The sequence below is a fragment of the Pseudomonas sp. LPB4.O genome (assembly GCF_038383825.1).
In the GTDB taxonomy this organism is placed as follows: Bacteria; Pseudomonadota; Gammaproteobacteria; order Pseudomonadales; family Pseudomonadaceae; genus Aquipseudomonas; species Aquipseudomonas putida.
Genome location: NZ_CP151298.1, coordinates 5,421,039 through 5,436,583, shown reverse-complemented (window position 1 = coordinate 5,436,583; position 15,545 = coordinate 5,421,039). Strand labels below are relative to the sequence as shown.

Genomic DNA, 15,545 nt, shown 5'->3' with positions numbered 1-15,545 from the left:
TTCAGTGTGTGATTGAGTCGGTTTCATCGTCAGCATACGGGTCGGGGTGACCCAGTTCTGCCAGCAATTCCCGTTCCAGGCTTTCCATTTCTTCGGCTTCCTCATCATCGATGTGGTCGTAGCCGAGCAGGTGCAGGCAACCGTGAATGACCAGGTGCGCCCAGTGGGCTTCGAGCGACTTGCCTTGTTCGGCCGCTTCGCGCTCGACCACCTGGACGCAGATCACCAGGTCCCCCAGCAGCGGAATATCGAGCAGTTCGTCGGGCACATCGGCCGGGAAAGACAGCACATTGGTCGCGTAGTCTTTGTGCCGGTAGGTGTGGTTCAGCTCACGGCCTTCGGCTTCGTCGACCAGGCGAATGGTCATTTCCGAGTCGGCGCTGCGCTGGCGCAGGGCCAGCTCGCACCAGCGGCGGAAGGCGGCGTCATCCGGGGCGGCAGCGTCCGTGGCCCGTTGGATATCAAGTTCAAGCATCTTTGCCGGGCGCCTCGGGTTTGGCCTGGCGGGCTTCGAAGCGGTCGTAGGCTTCGACAATACGCTGCACCAGTGGGTGACGAACCACATCCTTGGGTTGGAAGTGGGTAAAACTGATGCCCGGAACGTCTTTCAGCACCTCGATGACGTGTGCCAGGCCCGACTTGGTGCCACGTGGCAGGTCGACCTGGGTGATGTCGCCGGTAATTACCGCGGTGGAGCCGAAACCGATGCGGGTGAGGAACATTTTCATCTGTTCCAGCGTGGTGTTCTGGCTTTCGTCGAGGATGATGAAGCTGTTGTTCAGGGTACGGCCACGCATGTAGGCCAGCGGGGCGATCTCGATCACCTGGCGCTCGATCAGCTTGGCAACGTGTTCGAAGCCGAGCATTTCGTACAGGGCGTCGTACAGCGGGCGCAGGTACGGGTCGATCTTCTGTGCCAGGTCACCTGGCAGGAAACCAAGCTTTTCGCCTGCCTCGACCGCAGGGCGCACCAGCAGGATACGGCGCACCTGTTCGCGCTCCAGCGCATCCACGGCACAGGCCACGGCAAGGTAGGTCTTGCCGGTACCGGCCGGGCCGACGCCGAAGTTGATGTCGTTGGCCAGTATTTCCTTCACGTAGCGCTGCTGGTTGAGCCCGCGCGGGCGGATGTTGCCCTTGCGCGTACGCAGCGACACGCTGACCTCGTTGACGGCCGGGTTGTCGATGTTTTCGACAGCCGACTCCTGCAGGTACAGGTGCACGGTTTCCGGCGACAGGTCGGTGGCCTTGGTCTCGCGGTAGAGACGGCGCAGCAACTGTTCGGCCGCAGAGGTGGTCTTGGGTTCGCCGATCAGTTCGAACTGATTGCCGCGGTTGCGGATTTCGATGGCCAGGCGCTGTTCGATCAGGCGCAAGTGCTCGTCGAACTGCCCGCACAAGTTGGCGAAACGGTGGGCCTCGAAGGGCTCGAGGATGAAACGATGGGGTTCTATGGGTGCGTTCAAGGTCGTTTTTAGCCGCTCGACGGCAATGGGTGTGAACTCAAGAATAACCCTTGAATGCCAGTGGCGAAAGCACTGAAACGTTCAACGGTATGTACTGCCTGTTCTGGCCTCTTCGCGGGTGAACCCGCTCCCACAGGTTGTGTGCATGACCTGTGCGAGCGGGTTCACCCGCGAAGAGGCCGGAGCAGGTATCATGCCTGCCTTTTCTTACGCATGTGTTATCCCTCCCATCATGAGCAAACGCGAACCTGCCATCTATAAAGTGATCTTCCTCAACCAGGGGCAGGTCTTCGAGATGTATGCCAAGCAGATCTACCAGAGCGACCTGTGGGGCTTCCTGGAAATCGAGGAGTTCGTGTTCGGCGAGCGCTCGCAACTGGTGGTGGATCCGAGCGAGGAGAAGCTGAAGAACCAGTTCGAGGGCGTGATCCGCAGTTTCGTGCCGATGCACTCGATCGTGCGGATTGACGAAGTGGAGCGACTGGGCACGGCAAAGATCAGCGAAGCCAAGGGCGGCGGCAACGTGATGCCGTTCCCGATGCCAATGCCGGAAAAGTAACCGTCAGGGGAGTGGCGAGAACGGCGTGCGCCCTTCGGCGTTCTGCAGTTCCAGCAGGTATTTGCGGAAGATCTGGCCGAGCACCTGGGTGGCATGCTCCAGTTCGTCGCGGGGCATTTGCTCGGTGACTTCGTCGGCCATGTCCAGTGCATCTTCGGTGCCGTTGACCGCGGCCATCTTCAGCAGGATGTAGGCTTGCACGTTGTTGGCCTTGACCCCTTCGCCATGGAAGAACATCGCACCCAGACGGTACTGGGCGTCGGCCTGGCCTTGCAGCGAAGCCTTCTGGAACCAGTCCAGGGCTTTGTCGAGGTTTTTCGGCGTTTGCGTGTAGTAGTACTCGCCCAGTTCGAATTGCGCCTGGGCATCCCCCGCGGTAGCCGTCTGCTCGCAGGCCTTGAGGGCGTTTGCCAGGTCTTCAGGCTGAACATTCAAGGTGCAGCGGCCCGTCGCCGGAATCAGCAACGAGTTACCGCCCTCCGCCAAGGCCAGCAGGGGCTGAAGAAGCAACAGGCAGCCCAGGGTCAGGGCGCGGCCGGTGCGGTTCATGGGGATCGACTTACCTCTGCAAAGCTGCGGCCAATGTCTCTGGTGGCACATTATGGGATAAGCAGCGCCAACCTTACAAAGTTTTACTCGAATTTCTGCTTGGTTGGGGAAGTCAGCTGATTGTGCATGCGTAATTATTGCCTGTACCGGCCTCTTCGCGGGGCAAGCCCGCTCCCACAGAGGCCGATGCAGGCTGGCAGTTACTTCAATGCAGCAAAGGCCTTCTCAGCCGCATCCAGGGTGATTTGCAGCTCCTTGTCGCCATGGGCGATGGAGGTGAAGCCCGCCTCGAACGCGCTGGGTGCCAGGTACACGCCGCCTTCCAGCATCAGGTGGAAGAAGCGCTTGAAGCGTTCGGCATCGCTGCTCATCACGTCTTCGAAGGTGACGATATCGTCGGCGCCGCTGAAATACAGGCCGAACATGGCACCGGCCTGGGTGGTGACGAACGGTATGCCAGCGGCATCGGCACGTTGCTGCAGGCCATCGAGCATGCGGCTGGTGTAGTCGGTCAGCTCATCGTGGAAGCCCGGGCGGCTGATCAGCTTCAGGGTGGTCAGGCCAGCGGCCATGGCCAGCGGGTTGCCCGACAGGGTGCCGGCCTGGTAAACCGGGCCGAGCGGGGCGATGCAGCCCATGATTTCGCGCTTGCCGCCGAAGCAGCCGACCGGCATGCCGCCACCGACGATCTTGCCGAAGGTGGACAGGTCCGGCTTGATGCCGTAGTGGCCCTGGGCGCCGCCCAGCGAGACGCGGAAGCCGGTCATCACTTCGTCGAAGATCAGCACCACGCCGTGTTTGTCGCACTGCTCGCGCAGGCCTTCAAGGAAGCCCGGCGCCGGCGGGACGCAGTTCATGTTGCCGGCCACGGGCTCGACGATGATGCAGGCCACGGTCTGGCCGACGTCTGCCAGGGTTTTCTCGACCGCGGCGATGTCGTTGAACGGCAGGGTCAGGGTGTGCTTGGCGAAGTCTGCCGGCACGCCGGCCGAGCTTGGCACGCCTTGGGTCAGCAGGCCGGAACCGGCTTTTACCAGCAGGCTGTCGGAGTGGCCGTGGTAGCAGCCTTCGAACTTGATGATGGCGTCACGGCCGGTGTAGCCACGGGCCAGGCGGATGGCGCTCATGGTGGCTTCGGTGCCCGAGCTGACCATGCGCACCATTTCCATGGACGGCACCAGCGAGCAGACCAGGTCGGCCATGTCGGTTTCCATGGCGGTCGGCGCGCCGTAGGACAGGCCGTGCTCCAGCTGCTTGCGTACCGAGTCCAGTACGTCCGGGTGGCCGTGGCCGAGGATCATCGGGCCCCAGGAGCCGACGTAGTCGACATAGCGCTTGTCGTCTTCGTCAACGACGTAGGCGCCTTCGGCATGCTTGAAGAACAGCGGCGTGCCGCCCACGCTTTTGAAAGCGCGCACTGGCGAGTTGACGCCGCCGGGGATGTGCTTCTGGGCTTTGGCGAACAGGTCTTCGGAACGGGACATGAAAGGCTCTCTCGAAATCAGGATGCGAACAAGGCATTGAAGGCGCGGGCGCGGCGGGTAACTTCCTGCGCGCTGTCGGCACCGAACAGGCCATGGATCACCGCCAGCAGGTCGGCGCCGTGGGCGACCAGCGGGGCGGCGTTGTCGAGGGTGATGCCGCCGATCACGGCAATCGGCAATTTCACCTGGGCACGCGCCTGCTCCAGCAGTTCGACGTTGGCGGCGGGCGCGCCCGGCTTGGTAACGGAATTGAAGAAGCGGCCAAAGGCGACGTAGCTGGCGCCTTCGCTGGCGGCCTGGGCGGCCAGGTCGAGGCTGGCGTGGCAGGTGGAACCGATGATCGCCCGGCGGCCGAGCAGGGCGCGGGCCGGGGTCAGCGGGCCGTCGGTCTGGCCCAGGTGTACACCGACACCCAGGCGTGCGGCCAGTTCGGCGTCGTCGTTGATCAGCAGCTGGGTGCCGTAGCGCTCGCAGAGCTTCATCAGCCCTTCGGCTTCACGCAGGCGGCGCGCCGCGTCGTCACTTTTGTCGCGGTACTGCAGCAGGCACACGCCGCCTTCCAGTGCCGCCTCGACATGGGACAGGAACCGGCCGGCGAGCAGCTGGCTGTCGGTGATTGCATACAGACCGCGTAGCTTCATTGAAAGCCTCGTATCAGGAACAGAAGTCCAGGGGCAGGCGGCGCGGCACGTACTGGCCCCTGCCCAGCTGCTCGGCGTCACGCAGGGTGCGCCAGGTGTAGTCCAGAGCGCTGCGCACGGCGCTTTCCAGCTGCTCGCCGTGGGCCAGGCGGCCAGCCAGGGCGCTGGCCAGGGTGCAGCCCGAGCCATGGTAGCTGCCCGGCAGGCGCTGGCAGGTCCAGGTGTGGTGCTGACCGTTCTGGGTGTACAGGCGGTTGTGAATTTCGTCTTCGTCGCCGTGACCGCCGGTAATCAGCAGGTGTCTACAGAACGGCAGCAGCTTTTCGGCACATTCGTCGGCGGTGCCTTCGGGCAGTTCGGCGAGGATGCGCGCTTCGGGCAGGTTCGGCGTGGCGATGGTCGCCAGTGGCAGCAGGCGTTCGCGCACGGCGTAGCCCACCTCGTCCTTGCCCAGGCGGCCACCGCCGCCGGCACGCAGCACCGGGTCGCAAACCAGCGGCAGGTGCGGGTGGGCGGCCAGCAGTTCGGCGACGGTGTCGACCATCTCGATCGAACCGAGCATGCCCAGCTTGACGGCGGCCACCGTGGAGTCGGCCAGTACGGCATTGGCCTGGGCCAGTACCCACTCGCGGTCGAGCACGCGGAAGTCGGAAACGTTGACGGTATCCTGCACGGTCAGGGCGGTCACTGCGGGTGCAGCGTGACAGCCTTGGGCGATCAGGGCTTCGATATCTGCCTGCAGGCCGGCGCCGCCACTGGGGTCGTGGCCGGAGAGACAGAGGACAACGGGGCGGGAGCTGTAGGTATTCATGGTCGGCGAGCTTACCACCAAACCTGTTTGGGCGGATCGTCCGACAAACGAGTTTTACTGATCGATCGGTCAGATTCTAATTCTATGAACTTCTGAAAGTATTGATTTAGAGCCTTTTCTTTGGTTTTTGATATGGCCGATTGCCAGGTTGCGAAGCTATGCTAGAGTGCTCGGATAACTCGACAAACGGGTTCTGCCGGATAACGTCGTCTCAAACGGATGGGAGGCTACCGCGACGCGACCGGACAGGCCATGCTGGGGCTGTATGCGCTATTTGCTGATTGTGCTTCTGGGCTTGCTGCCCGTGCTGGCCGGAGCGGTCGATTTCGACGACGCTACCCGGCATCTTCCATTGGGCAAGGCCATGCAGGTTTACGAAGACCTCGATGGCAGTGCCAGCATCGCCCAGGTCAGTGCCCCCGGGTTTGCCAAATTCTTCCGCCCCCACCATGAAGACGTGCTGAACGCCGGTTATTCCACCTCGGTGTTCTGGCTCAAGGTCGAGCTGCGCCCCGTTGCCCCGCCCGGCGCTGCCCCGCGGCAGTGGCTGCTGGAGCTGGCCTATCCGCCGCTGGACCACCTCGAGCTGTACTTGCCTGACGGCAGCGGCGTATACCGCCTGGCGCAGCGCACCGGCGATGCCTTGCCCTACGACAGCCGGCAGATACGGCAGAACAACTACCTGTTCAAGTTGCAGTTGCCCCCTGGCAAGGTGACCATCGCCTACCTGCGGCTGCACAGCCAGGGTTCGGTACAAGCGCCGCTGGCGCTGTGGTCCCCTGAAGCCTACCTGGAAGAGCAGCCCACGCGCCTGTACGTGCTGGGGATCATCTACGGCGTGTTACTGGTGATGCTGGTGTACAACCTGTTCATCTACCTCAGCGTGCGCGACGTCAGCTACCTCTACTACATCCTCTATATCGCCTCGTTCGGTTTCTACCAGGTATCGGTGAACGGTGCAGGCGTGGCCTACTTCTGGCCGGACAGCCCCTGGTGGGCGAACGCCTCGACGCCGCTGTTCATTGGTGCGGCCGGCCTGTTCGGCTGCCAGTTCGCCCGGCACTTCCTGCAACTGGGTAACATCAGCCGTGGTTTCGACCGGCTGCTGCAGCTACTGATGCTGGGCGGCGCTTTGGTCATGGTAATGGCGGTGAGCATGCCCTACGGCATTGCCCTGCGCATGGCCACGCTACTGGCGTTGCTGTTCACCGTGAGCATCTTCAGCGCCGGCCTGTACGCCTGGTGGCGTGGCTTGCGCGTGGCGCGCTGGTTCATCATCGCCTGGACGGCGTTCCTGCTTGGCGGGCTGGTCAACACCCTGATGGTGCTGGGCCACCTGCCAAATGTGTTCATCACCATGTATGCCAGCCAGCTCGGTTCTGCGCTGGAGGTAGCATTGCTGTCGCTGGCGCTGGCCGACCGTATCAACAGCCTGCGTGAGCAACAGGCGCAGACCTTGCGCGAGACTGGGCGCACGTTGGAGCAGCTGAACCTGCAACTGGCCAGGAGCAACCGCCTGAAGGACGAGTTTCTGGCCAGCGTGACCCATGAGCTGCGCACCCCGATGAATGGCGTGATCGGCTCGCTGGAGCTGATGCACACCCTGCCGATGGAAGCCGAGATGGCCCAGTACCACCGCACGGCGGTGGGGTCGGCGCAAGGCATGATGGACATGGTCGACGCCATTCTTACCCTGTCCGAGCTGCAGGCAGGCCGCCTGCGCGCGCAGCCGGCGCCGTTCAGCCTGCGCGCACTGCTGCAGGGCTTGCGCGCCGGTTATGCAGGGCAGTCCCTGCGCAAAGGCTTGTACCTCAGCCTGGACATACCGGCCGACCTGCCGGACGGGCTGCTGGGTGACGGGAAGAAACTGGCCCAGTGCCTGGGCTGCCTGGTGGACAACGGTTTGAAGTTCACCCATCAGGGCGGGGTGATGATCCAGGTGCGCGGCCGCCGGTTGGGGCCGGGCGACCTGGCCTTGACCTTTACCATCAGTGATAGCGGTATCGGCTTCGATGACCTGGAGCAGTCGACCCTGTACCAGCGGTTCTTCCAGGTCGACGGTTCGATGACCCGGCGGTATGGCGGCCTGGGGATTGGCTTGTCGATCTGCCGGCAGATGGGGGAATTGCTGGGGGCCAGGTTGGCGCATGAATCGACGCGCGGGTTGGGGAGCCGGTTTGAATTGAGTTTGAACGTGGCGATTTCGCAGGTGCAGATGAGCCCGAATATAGTGCAGACGCGGCGCTTGCTTTGAAGGCATAGCGTTCGTGAGGGCTGGCAGGTGTTCGCCGGGGGCAGGTGCAGCGCCTATGAGATCGAGCGCCGCCCGCGCGGCGCTTCGCAGCACAAGGCTGCTCCTACGTTTGTCTCGGGCCAGTAACACCTGGGCCAACGCGCGCGACCGCCTGGTTTGCCCGACACGATATCGAGGTGAACACCAAGGGGCCGCGCGCCTCTGCCTCAGGAACCACTGGCCCGAAACAAATGTAGGAGCAGCCTTGTGCTGCGAAGCGCCGCGCGGGCGGCGCTCGATCTCATAGACGCTGCACCTGCCACGGCGAGCAGCTTCAGCCCTGATGCCTCCCAAGGTATGCGCCACCCCCACCACACGTTTAGTCATTAATGCCCCTTTGACTCCCCCGCAAGCAGTGCTTCACTGGGTCTCTCAAGCCTACCCGGATCCAGGAGCCCCCCGATGAACCTGCACCAGTACGCTGAAACCCACGAAGTCACCAACCAGCCGCCGCCTCTCGACGGTGCCAACCTGTACCGCCTCGACCTGCCTTTGCAGGAATGGTCCCGGCGTTTCGGCGCGGGCTGGGCCGAGTCGCGGATAGATGCCTACGGCGCCCTGGCGGGCGGCCCGCTGATGCAGGCAGGTTTCCTGGCCAACGCGCACAAGCCGGAGTTCATCAGCCACGACCGCTATGGCCATCGCATCGACCTGGTCGAGTTCCACCCGGCCTACCACGAGCTGATGCGTACCGCCGTCGAGCACGGCCTGCCTTCTTTGCCATGGGCCGAACCCCGCGCTGGCGCCCATGTGGCACGCGCGTCGATGACTTACCTGCACAGCCAGGCCGAAGCCGGTACTGGGTGCCCGCTGACCATGACCTTCGCTGCCGTGCCGGCGCTGCGCCTTCAGCCCGAGCTGGCCGAGTACTGGCTGCCGAAAATCCTTGCCTGCGAGTATGACCCGCGCAACGTCGGCGACCGGCACAAGGCCGGGGTCACCCTGGGCATGGCCATGACCGAGAAGCAGGGCGGCACCGATGTGCGCGCCAATACCACGCGGGCCTACCCGGTAGGGGCACCTGGCCCGGGCCAGCCATATGAGCTGGTCGGGCACAAGTGGTTCTGCTCGGCACCCATGTGCGATGCCTTCCTCACGCTGGCGCAAACCGAAAAAGGCCTGAGCTGCTTCCTGCTGCCGCGCCATCGCCCGGACGACAACCGCAACCAGTTCTACATCCAGCGCCTGAAGAACAAGCTGGGCAACAGCTCCAACGCCTCCAGCGAGGTGGAGTTCCGTGGTGCGCTGGCATGGATGATTGGGGAGGAAGGGCGGGGTGTGCCAACCATCATCGAGATGGTCGCCATGACCCGTTTCGACTGCATGGTCGGCTCCAGCGCCCTGATGCGTCAGGCGTTGACCCAGGCGGCCCATCACTGCGCGCACCGCAAGGTCGGCGGCCGGTTGCTCAATGAGCAGCCGCTGATGCAGAACGTGCTGGCCGACCTTGCCCTGGAAAGCGAGGCGGCACTGGCCCTGAGCCTGCGTATGGGGCAGGCACTGGAGCAACTCGACGACCCGCAGCAGGCGCATTTCGCCCGGCTGGTCACGGCGGTTGGCAAGTACTGGATCTGCAAACGGGCGCCGGCCATGATCAACGAGGCCGCCGAATGCCTGGGCGGTGCGGGTTATGTCGAAGACAGCATCCTGCCACGGCTGTACCGCGAGGCACCGGTCAATTCGACCTGGGAGGGCTCGGGCAACGTGCAGTGCCTGGATGTGCTGCGGGCCTTGTCCAAGGAGCCGGGCGTGCTCGATGCGCTGTTCGCCGAATTGGGCGACGGGCATGGGGATCCGCGGCTGGCGGCGCATATCGGCAACCTCAAGGGGGCGTTTGCCGACACCGGCGACATACAGTACCGCGCGCGGCAGCTGACCGAGGATATCGCGCTGGCGCTTCAGGCCAAGCTGTTGCTGGAGGCGGGCAACGCGGTGGTCAGCGATGCGTTTATCGGTAGCCGCCTGACGGGTGGTGGACGGGCGTATGGGGCGCTGCCACGGGGTGTGGATGTGCAGGCATTGGTGATCAGGGCAACACCTGCCTGGCCGAGTTGAGGTGTGTTTGAAGGCCCTATCGCCGGCAAGCCAGCTTCCACAGGTAATGCGCAATGTTCGATACCGGTGGAGGACTTGTGGGCGCTGGTTTGCCGGCGATAGGGCCGGTACTGACCGCCGGGGATGTAATTGCCATGAAACGCAGGCAAGATGGTTCACATGCATGTCCAGACAGGAAGCACAGTGTGAGCCACGCTTTTGTAGTCGTTGATACCCCCGAACAGGCCGTCGACCGTCTGGCGGCCCTGCATGAACAGGCTACCGGGGCCCTTAGCCAGGCCCTCAAGCGTTACCTGAAGGATCGTACCGAGCCGGGCGCCGATGAGCGCGACCTGTTCCGCTACCCGGCGCTGCGCCTGACCTACTACAGCCACGGTGAGGTCGCCGCCACCACGCGGGCCTATGCCAAGGTGCAGGTGGCCGGCACCTACAGCGTCACCGTCACCCAGCCCGCTGCGTTCCGTGGCTACTTGCTGGAGCAGTTGCGCCCCCTGATGCACGACTACACCGTCACGGTAGAGGTAGGCATCAGCGAGCAGAACATTCCATACCCTTACGTAGTCGACCAGGGCGACGAACTGGCCGGCAGCGGCATTACCGCCGCGCAGCTGGCGCGGGTGTTCCCTAGCACCGACCTGTCGGCCGCCACTGACAACATCGCCGATGGCCTGTACGACTGGGACCGTGCCGAAATTTTCCCACTGGCGCTGTTCGACGCCGCGCGCGTCGACTTTTCGCTGCGCCGCCTAGTGCACTACACCGGCAGCGACTGGCGCCATGTGCAGCCGTGGATCCTGCTGACCAACTACCACCGTTATGTCGACCAGTTCATCAGCCACGGTCTGGAGCAACTTCGCGACGACCCGCGCTTCGTGCGCATGGTGCTGCCGGGCAACGTGGTGATCGAAAAAGCCATGGATCACGGTGAAACCCAGGCCCTGGTCGCCAGCGTGATCTGGCACCGCTACCAGATGCCGGCCTACCACCTGATCGCCGCCGACGGCGACGGCGTGACCTTGGTCAACATTGGTGTCGGCCCGTCCAACGCCAAGAACATCACCGACCACCTGGCCGTGCTGCGCCCGCACTGCTGGCTGATGATCGGCCACTGCGGCGGCTTGCGGCAGTCGCAAACCATCGGCGACTACGTGCTGGCCCACGCCTACATGCGCCGTGACGGCATTCTCGACCGGGTGGTGCCGCCGAACATCCCCATTCCAGCCCTGGCCGAAGTGCAACTGGCCTTGCAGGAAGCGGCTGCGCAGGTTACCGGCGAACGTGGCGAACAGCTGAAGAAACGCCTGCGCACCGGCACCGTGCTGACCTACGACGACCGTAACTGGGAGCTGCGATGGGCCCAGGAACGGCCGCTGATCAACCTGTCGCGTGCCGTGGCCGTGGACATGGAAAGCGGGACCATTGCCGCACAGGGTTACCGTTTGCGCGTGCCGTACGGCACCTTGCTGTGTGTGTCCGACAAGCCGCTGCACAGCGAGATCAAGCTGCCGGGTTCGGCCAACGCCTTCTACAACCGGGCGGTCAGCCAGCACCTGAAGATCGGCATTGCCGCCCTCGACCTGTTGCGCACCGAGCTCAACTCGCTGCACTCGCGTAAACTGCGCAGCTTCGATGAGCCGCCGTTCCGCTGAGGATCCATGTCACTGCCACCCCGTAACAAGCCGCGCCGCCCCCAGGCGCGGCCTGCCGCCGGCCCGCGTCGCCAGCCCAAGGCGCCACCGGCCGAGCCGCGCCTGATCCTGTTCAACAAACCGTTCGACGTGCTGACCCAGTTCAGCGACGGCGAAGGGCGCGCGACCCTCAAGGACTTCATCGACATCGCGGGCGTGTACCCTGCCGGGCGGCTGGACCGCGACAGCGAAGGCCTGCTGTTGCTGACCAACGATGGCGGGCTGCAGGCGCGTATTGCCGACCCCAAGCACAAGCTGGCCAAGACTTACTGGGTACAGGTGGAGGGGGAACCGAGCGACGAGCAGTTGCAGCGCTTGCGCGATGGCGTGGAGCTGAACGATGGGCCGACTTTACCGGCCGAGGCGCGGCGGCTGGAAGAACCCGACTTGTGGCCACGCAACCCCCCGGTACGCTTTCGCAAGAGCGTGCCGACCAGCTGGCTGGAACTGGTGATTCGCGAGGGGCGTAACCGGCAGGTACGGCGGATGACGGCGGCAGTGGGGCTGCCGACCTTGCGTTTGGTGCGGGTGCGGATTGGTGACTGGGCGCTGGATGGGCTGGAGCAGGGGTGCTGGCGCGAAGTGCCGGCGAAGTTGCAGCGCTCCCGCCATTCCTGAGCCTTAAACGCCTTCGAGAAACCCCACCACCACGCTCTTGATGATAAAGGCCAGCACCCCCAGCCCCAGCACGAAGAACAGGATCAACGTCCCGAACTTGCCTGCCTTGGACTTTTTCGCCAGGTCCCAGACGATGAAACCCATGAAACCGATCAATACGGTAACCAGGATGATCATCATCCACTCTTCGAATACGGCGGGATCCATCTGTGTTCTCCAGGCAGGCTGAGCAGCCGATTATACGCCGGCTACCGTGGGCATTTAACGCAGGTGGGTCAATGGCAGCTCGGTGCTGGCCAACACCTGGTTGAGCACGAAGCTTGAACGCACGCTGGTGACGCCTTCGATACGGGTCAGGCTGCCTAGAAGCAGTTTCTGGTAATGGTCCATGTCCGGCACCACCACTTTGAGCTGGTAGTCGGCATCCATCCCGGTGACCAGGCTGCATTCAAGCACCTGCGGCAGGATGCGGATGGCCGCCTCGAAGGTTTCGAAGCGCTCCGGGGTGTGGCGGTCCATGCCGATCAGCACGTAGGCGGTGAGGCTCAGGCCCAGCTTCTTGCGGTCGAGCAGCGCTACCTGGCGCGAGATGTAGCCGTCGTCCTCCAGTTGCTTGACCCGACGCGAGCATGGCGAAGGCGACAGGCCTATGCGTTCGGCCAGTTCCTGGTTGGAAATGCGCGCATCGCGCTGCAATTCGGCGAGGATGCTCAGGTCGTAGCGGTCAAGTTTGCTCATGGCATTTGCCCTTTTCTGTTCGTATTGCGGCGAATTATCAATCCAGGGTGAAAAATTGCGCAAGTGCTATTTATCTGAGCAATCTTCGCAATCCTCTGCCGCAACCTGTCCGGTATCTTTATCCACAGAATCACTGCCCGGACATCAGTCCACAGCGACGCGCCCTAGGCGGGCGGTCGCGGCCAGCCATCCAACAGGATGCACTCGGCCCCCGGGCTACACACCCTCCAGAAGACGGTGTGAGGTGAGCCGGCGCCACAAGTGCCGAGCACGGACGACAATTTCAGAAGGGAGGCCCTGTGGCCTCCCTTTTTTCTGTCTGGAAATTTAATTGGCCTGTGGTGCCGTCACGGTAGACTGGCTCTAGTTGCCGTATTTTCTACCGTGAGGAACACCATGAAGTCGCGCATCTGGCAGTTGGCAGGTGTTGGTTTGCTGGGTTTGAGCATCAGCCTGGGGGCCTTGGCCGAAGGGCCGGGTGAGGGGCATGGCGAACGAGGCCAGCAGGGGCAGGCAGAAGGCACGCCTGGCCGCTCATTGAACTCGCGCGACGAAGTGCGCCAGACCCAGCCGCCAAGGGAGGGCTATTACCAGGACATTCCCCGGCGCCACGGCGATAACCATCAATGGGAAGCTGGCGGCCCAGGGCAACGTCCCGGTGGCGACTGGCAGGGGCGCCCGGATGGCCACGGCAATGGCTGGGGGCCTGGGCCGCAGTATCGACCGGGTCACACTGTCGATCATTTCCCCGACCGCTACTGGAAAGTGCCTTACCGGGGGGCGGACTACTTCTACTCCGGTGGCTACTGGTATCGCCCCCATGGTGGCAGTTACATCGTCGTGACCCCGCCTTACGGCGTGCGGGTCAATTACCTGCCGCCCTATGCGCAGGAGGTCTGGCTGGGTGGGGCGATGTTCTTCCTGGTGGCCGACACCTATTACCAGTACCTGGCTGACAGCCGGGAGTATGTGGTGGTCAACCCACCTGTCGCCGCCCCGGCCCCCGTACCGGTGGCGCCGGCAACCGGCGGGTATGACGTGGTGGCTTACCCGATGAACGGGCAGGGGCAACAGCAGCAGGAGCAGGACCGCTACCAGTGCCATCGCTGGGCGGTGAGCCAGTCGGGGTTCGACCCGGCGACGGCGACCTACGCACCGGCGGCCAATGTGCTCGACACCTATCGCCGGGCGCTGGGTGCCTGCTTCAGTGGCCGGGGTTACAGCATCAACTAAGCCAGATGTGCTGTCTGTCCCGGCGATAGGACCCTTGCAGATTCAAACAGGGTCGGCGTGCACCATCACATCCGCCAGTGGATAACGCTGGCGGATCACCCGCGAGGCCTCCACGCACAAACCATGCGCATCATGCAGCGGCAACTGCCCCGGCAGCTCCAGGTGCAGCTGCACGAACCACTGGTTGCCCGACACCCGCGTACGCAGGTCATGCACACCTTTCACCCCGGGTATGGCCAAAACCAGTGTGGTCATGTCCTCGCCAACATCACCGGGCAGCTCCTTGTCCATCAGGATTGCCGTACTCTCGCGGGCAATCTGCAACGCGCTCCAGAGGATGTAGCAGGCAATGCCCAGGCCGAACAGTGCATCCAGTTGTGGCCAGCCAAAGCGTGCCAGCAACAGGGCCAGCAGAATGCTGCTGTTCAACAGCAGGTCCGAGCGGTAATGCAGGGAGTCGGCCCGCACTGCGGTGGAGCCGGTCAGGCGAACGACCTTGCGTTGCAGTGCCAGCAAGGCAAAGGTCAGCCCCAGCGACAGCAGCATCACTGCAATGCCGACGCCGGTATCGCCCAAGGGTTGCGGCGTGTGCAGGCGTTCGGCCGCCTGTACGCCAATCAGCACCGCACTGACGCCGATGAACAACGCTTGCGCCATACCGGCCAAGGCTTCGGCCTTGCCATGGCCAAAACGGTGGTCGTCGTCGGCCGGGCGCAAGGCGTAGTGCACCGCGAGCAGGTTGATAAACGAGGCGACAGCATCCAGTGCCGAGTCGGTCAACCCGGCCAGCAGGCTGATCGAGCCGCTCAGCCACCAGGCCAGCGCCTTGCTCAGCACCAGGATACTGGCCACCGCCAGTGAGGCGCGGGTGGCCAGGCGTAGCAGGCGCTGGTGTTCGGCTGGGGTGATCATCCGTGGTCAACGTCCGTGCGTGGGGTTCAGGCTGCCGGCACCAGGCCCAGGCTGGCCAGCTGTTCGACGCTGCCGCGGTGCTGGATCAGCCGTGGGTCATTCAGCGGCAGGCGCTGGCCCAGTTCGCTTTCGATGATGGCCTGCAACTTCAGGTTGTCGACCTTGCCGTCGGGGCTGACCGCTTCTTGCAGCTTGGCCGGGTCGACCTGGGCGGTGCGGCCACCCGGGTAGTAGATGGCGCCAGTGGCGAAGTCGATGCCGAAGGCAATCAGCCCCGGGATGACGTAGAACAGAATGCCGATGGCGTCCATTGCGGCTACCACGGGGTCGATCTTGCCGCCGATCTGGCCGCGCCGGTCCGGGTAGAAAATGGTACCGCAGGCCGTCAGCTGGGTCAGCAAGGTGGCGATGAGGGCGCCGCCGATGACGCGGGATGGGATGCGCATGTAAATCTCCGAGAAGGTATTCAGCAGGGCAAGCGAAGCGCCTGCGCCTGAA

At 63.7% G+C, this 15,545-nt stretch carries 16 protein-coding genes; 6 read left to right on the top strand and 10 right to left on the bottom strand.

What is annotated here, in order from left to right; translation table 11 throughout:
- Nucleotide 1: 1 nt before the first annotated feature.
- A complete protein-coding gene (ybeY, locus tag MRBLPB4O_RS24605) occupies nucleotides 2-475 on the bottom strand; it encodes an rRNA maturation RNase YbeY (RefSeq protein WP_016501792.1) in 474 nt (157 codons plus the stop codon).
- Nucleotides 468-1,466 (bottom strand): PhoH family protein, encoded by a 999-nt coding sequence (locus tag MRBLPB4O_RS24600; RefSeq protein ID WP_016501791.1) that lies wholly within the window; start codon nucleotides 1,464-1,466, stop codon nucleotides 468-470. The genes ybeY and MRBLPB4O_RS24600 overlap by 8 nt, the downstream gene beginning before the upstream one ends.
- A 232-nt stretch (nucleotides 1,467-1,698) precedes the next feature.
- Here MRBLPB4O_RS24600 and MRBLPB4O_RS24595 point away from each other — a divergent pair, with 232 nt between their 5' ends.
- Complete coding sequence (locus MRBLPB4O_RS24595) at nucleotides 1,699-2,025, top strand: DUF1820 family protein (RefSeq protein ID WP_041167902.1); 327 nt, start codon at nucleotides 1,699-1,701, stop codon at nucleotides 2,023-2,025.
- A gap of 3 nt (nucleotides 2,026-2,028) precedes the next feature.
- On the opposite strand, the gene MRBLPB4O_RS24590 is transcribed toward MRBLPB4O_RS24595, so the two are convergent.
- The 4 genes from MRBLPB4O_RS24590 to MRBLPB4O_RS24575 all read right to left on the bottom strand — a co-directional run bounded on the left by MRBLPB4O_RS24590 (nucleotide 2,029) and on the right by MRBLPB4O_RS24575 (nucleotide 5,510).
- Complete coding sequence (locus MRBLPB4O_RS24590; protein WP_341796857.1) at nucleotides 2,029-2,574, bottom strand: tetratricopeptide repeat protein; 546 nt, start codon at nucleotides 2,572-2,574, stop codon at nucleotides 2,029-2,031.
- A gap of 200 nt (nucleotides 2,575-2,774) precedes the next feature.
- Complete coding sequence (gene hemL, locus MRBLPB4O_RS24585; protein WP_258654112.1) at nucleotides 2,775-4,058, bottom strand: glutamate-1-semialdehyde 2,1-aminomutase; 1,284 nt, start codon at nucleotides 4,056-4,058, stop codon at nucleotides 2,775-2,777.
- A 17-nt stretch (nucleotides 4,059-4,075) separates the two neighbouring features.
- Complete coding sequence (thiE, locus tag MRBLPB4O_RS24580) at nucleotides 4,076-4,699, bottom strand: thiamine phosphate synthase (RefSeq protein WP_016501788.1); 624 nt, start codon at nucleotides 4,697-4,699, stop codon at nucleotides 4,076-4,078.
- 13 nt (nucleotides 4,700-4,712) lie between these two features.
- Entirely contained in the window at nucleotides 4,713-5,510 is a 798-nt protein-coding gene (locus MRBLPB4O_RS24575) for a hydroxymethylpyrimidine/phosphomethylpyrimidine kinase (RefSeq protein WP_341796856.1), read from the bottom strand.
- Between the two features lie 265 nt (nucleotides 5,511-5,775).
- Here MRBLPB4O_RS24575 and MRBLPB4O_RS24570 point away from each other — a divergent pair, with 265 nt between their 5' ends.
- From MRBLPB4O_RS24570 to MRBLPB4O_RS24555, 4 genes are all read left to right on the top strand, one after another.
- The gene (locus tag MRBLPB4O_RS24570) at nucleotides 5,776-7,764 is read left to right on the top strand and encodes a 7TM diverse intracellular signaling domain-containing protein (RefSeq protein ID WP_341796855.1); all 1,989 of its coding nucleotides are present in this window, start codon (nucleotides 5,776-5,778) and stop codon (nucleotides 7,762-7,764) included.
- A gap of 441 nt (nucleotides 7,765-8,205) precedes the next feature.
- A complete protein-coding gene (locus MRBLPB4O_RS24565; RefSeq protein ID WP_059394410.1) occupies nucleotides 8,206-9,858 on the top strand; it encodes an acyl-CoA dehydrogenase family protein in 1,653 nt (550 codons plus the stop codon).
- Between the two features lie 185 nt (nucleotides 9,859-10,043).
- On the top strand, nucleotides 10,044-11,507 hold the full coding sequence (gene amn, locus MRBLPB4O_RS24560) for an AMP nucleosidase (protein ID WP_016501782.1): 1,464 nt from the start codon (nucleotides 10,044-10,046) through the stop codon (nucleotides 11,505-11,507).
- A 6-nt stretch (nucleotides 11,508-11,513) separates the two neighbouring features.
- A complete protein-coding gene (locus MRBLPB4O_RS24555) occupies nucleotides 11,514-12,164 on the top strand; it encodes a pseudouridine synthase (protein ID WP_341796854.1) in 651 nt (216 codons plus the stop codon).
- Between the two features lie 3 nt (nucleotides 12,165-12,167).
- Here the strand turns inward: MRBLPB4O_RS24555 and MRBLPB4O_RS24550 are convergent, their stop codons facing one another.
- Nucleotides 12,168-12,371, bottom strand: a complete 204-nt coding sequence (locus tag MRBLPB4O_RS24550) for a DUF2788 domain-containing protein (protein ID WP_003249787.1) — start codon at nucleotides 12,369-12,371, stop codon at nucleotides 12,168-12,170.
- 54 nt (nucleotides 12,372-12,425) lie between these two features.
- The gene (locus MRBLPB4O_RS24545) at nucleotides 12,426-12,902 is read right to left on the bottom strand and encodes an Lrp/AsnC family transcriptional regulator (RefSeq protein WP_016501780.1); all 477 of its coding nucleotides are present in this window, start codon (nucleotides 12,900-12,902) and stop codon (nucleotides 12,426-12,428) included.
- A 396-nt stretch (nucleotides 12,903-13,298) separates the two neighbouring features.
- On the opposite strand from MRBLPB4O_RS24545, the gene MRBLPB4O_RS24540 reads away from it, so the two are divergent.
- Entirely contained in the window at nucleotides 13,299-14,135 is an 837-nt protein-coding gene (locus tag MRBLPB4O_RS24540) for a DUF6515 family protein (protein ID WP_341796853.1), read from the top strand.
- 42 nt (nucleotides 14,136-14,177) lie between these two features.
- On the opposite strand, the gene MRBLPB4O_RS24535 is transcribed toward MRBLPB4O_RS24540, so the two are convergent.
- Nucleotides 14,178-15,047, bottom strand: a complete 870-nt coding sequence (locus tag MRBLPB4O_RS24535; protein ID WP_341796852.1) for a cation diffusion facilitator family transporter — start codon at nucleotides 15,045-15,047, stop codon at nucleotides 14,178-14,180.
- A gap of 26 nt (nucleotides 15,048-15,073) precedes the next feature.
- On the bottom strand, nucleotides 15,074-15,493 hold the full coding sequence (locus MRBLPB4O_RS24530; RefSeq protein ID WP_016501777.1) for a hypothetical protein: 420 nt from the start codon (nucleotides 15,491-15,493) through the stop codon (nucleotides 15,074-15,076).
- Between the last annotated feature and the right edge of the window lie 52 nt (nucleotides 15,494-15,545).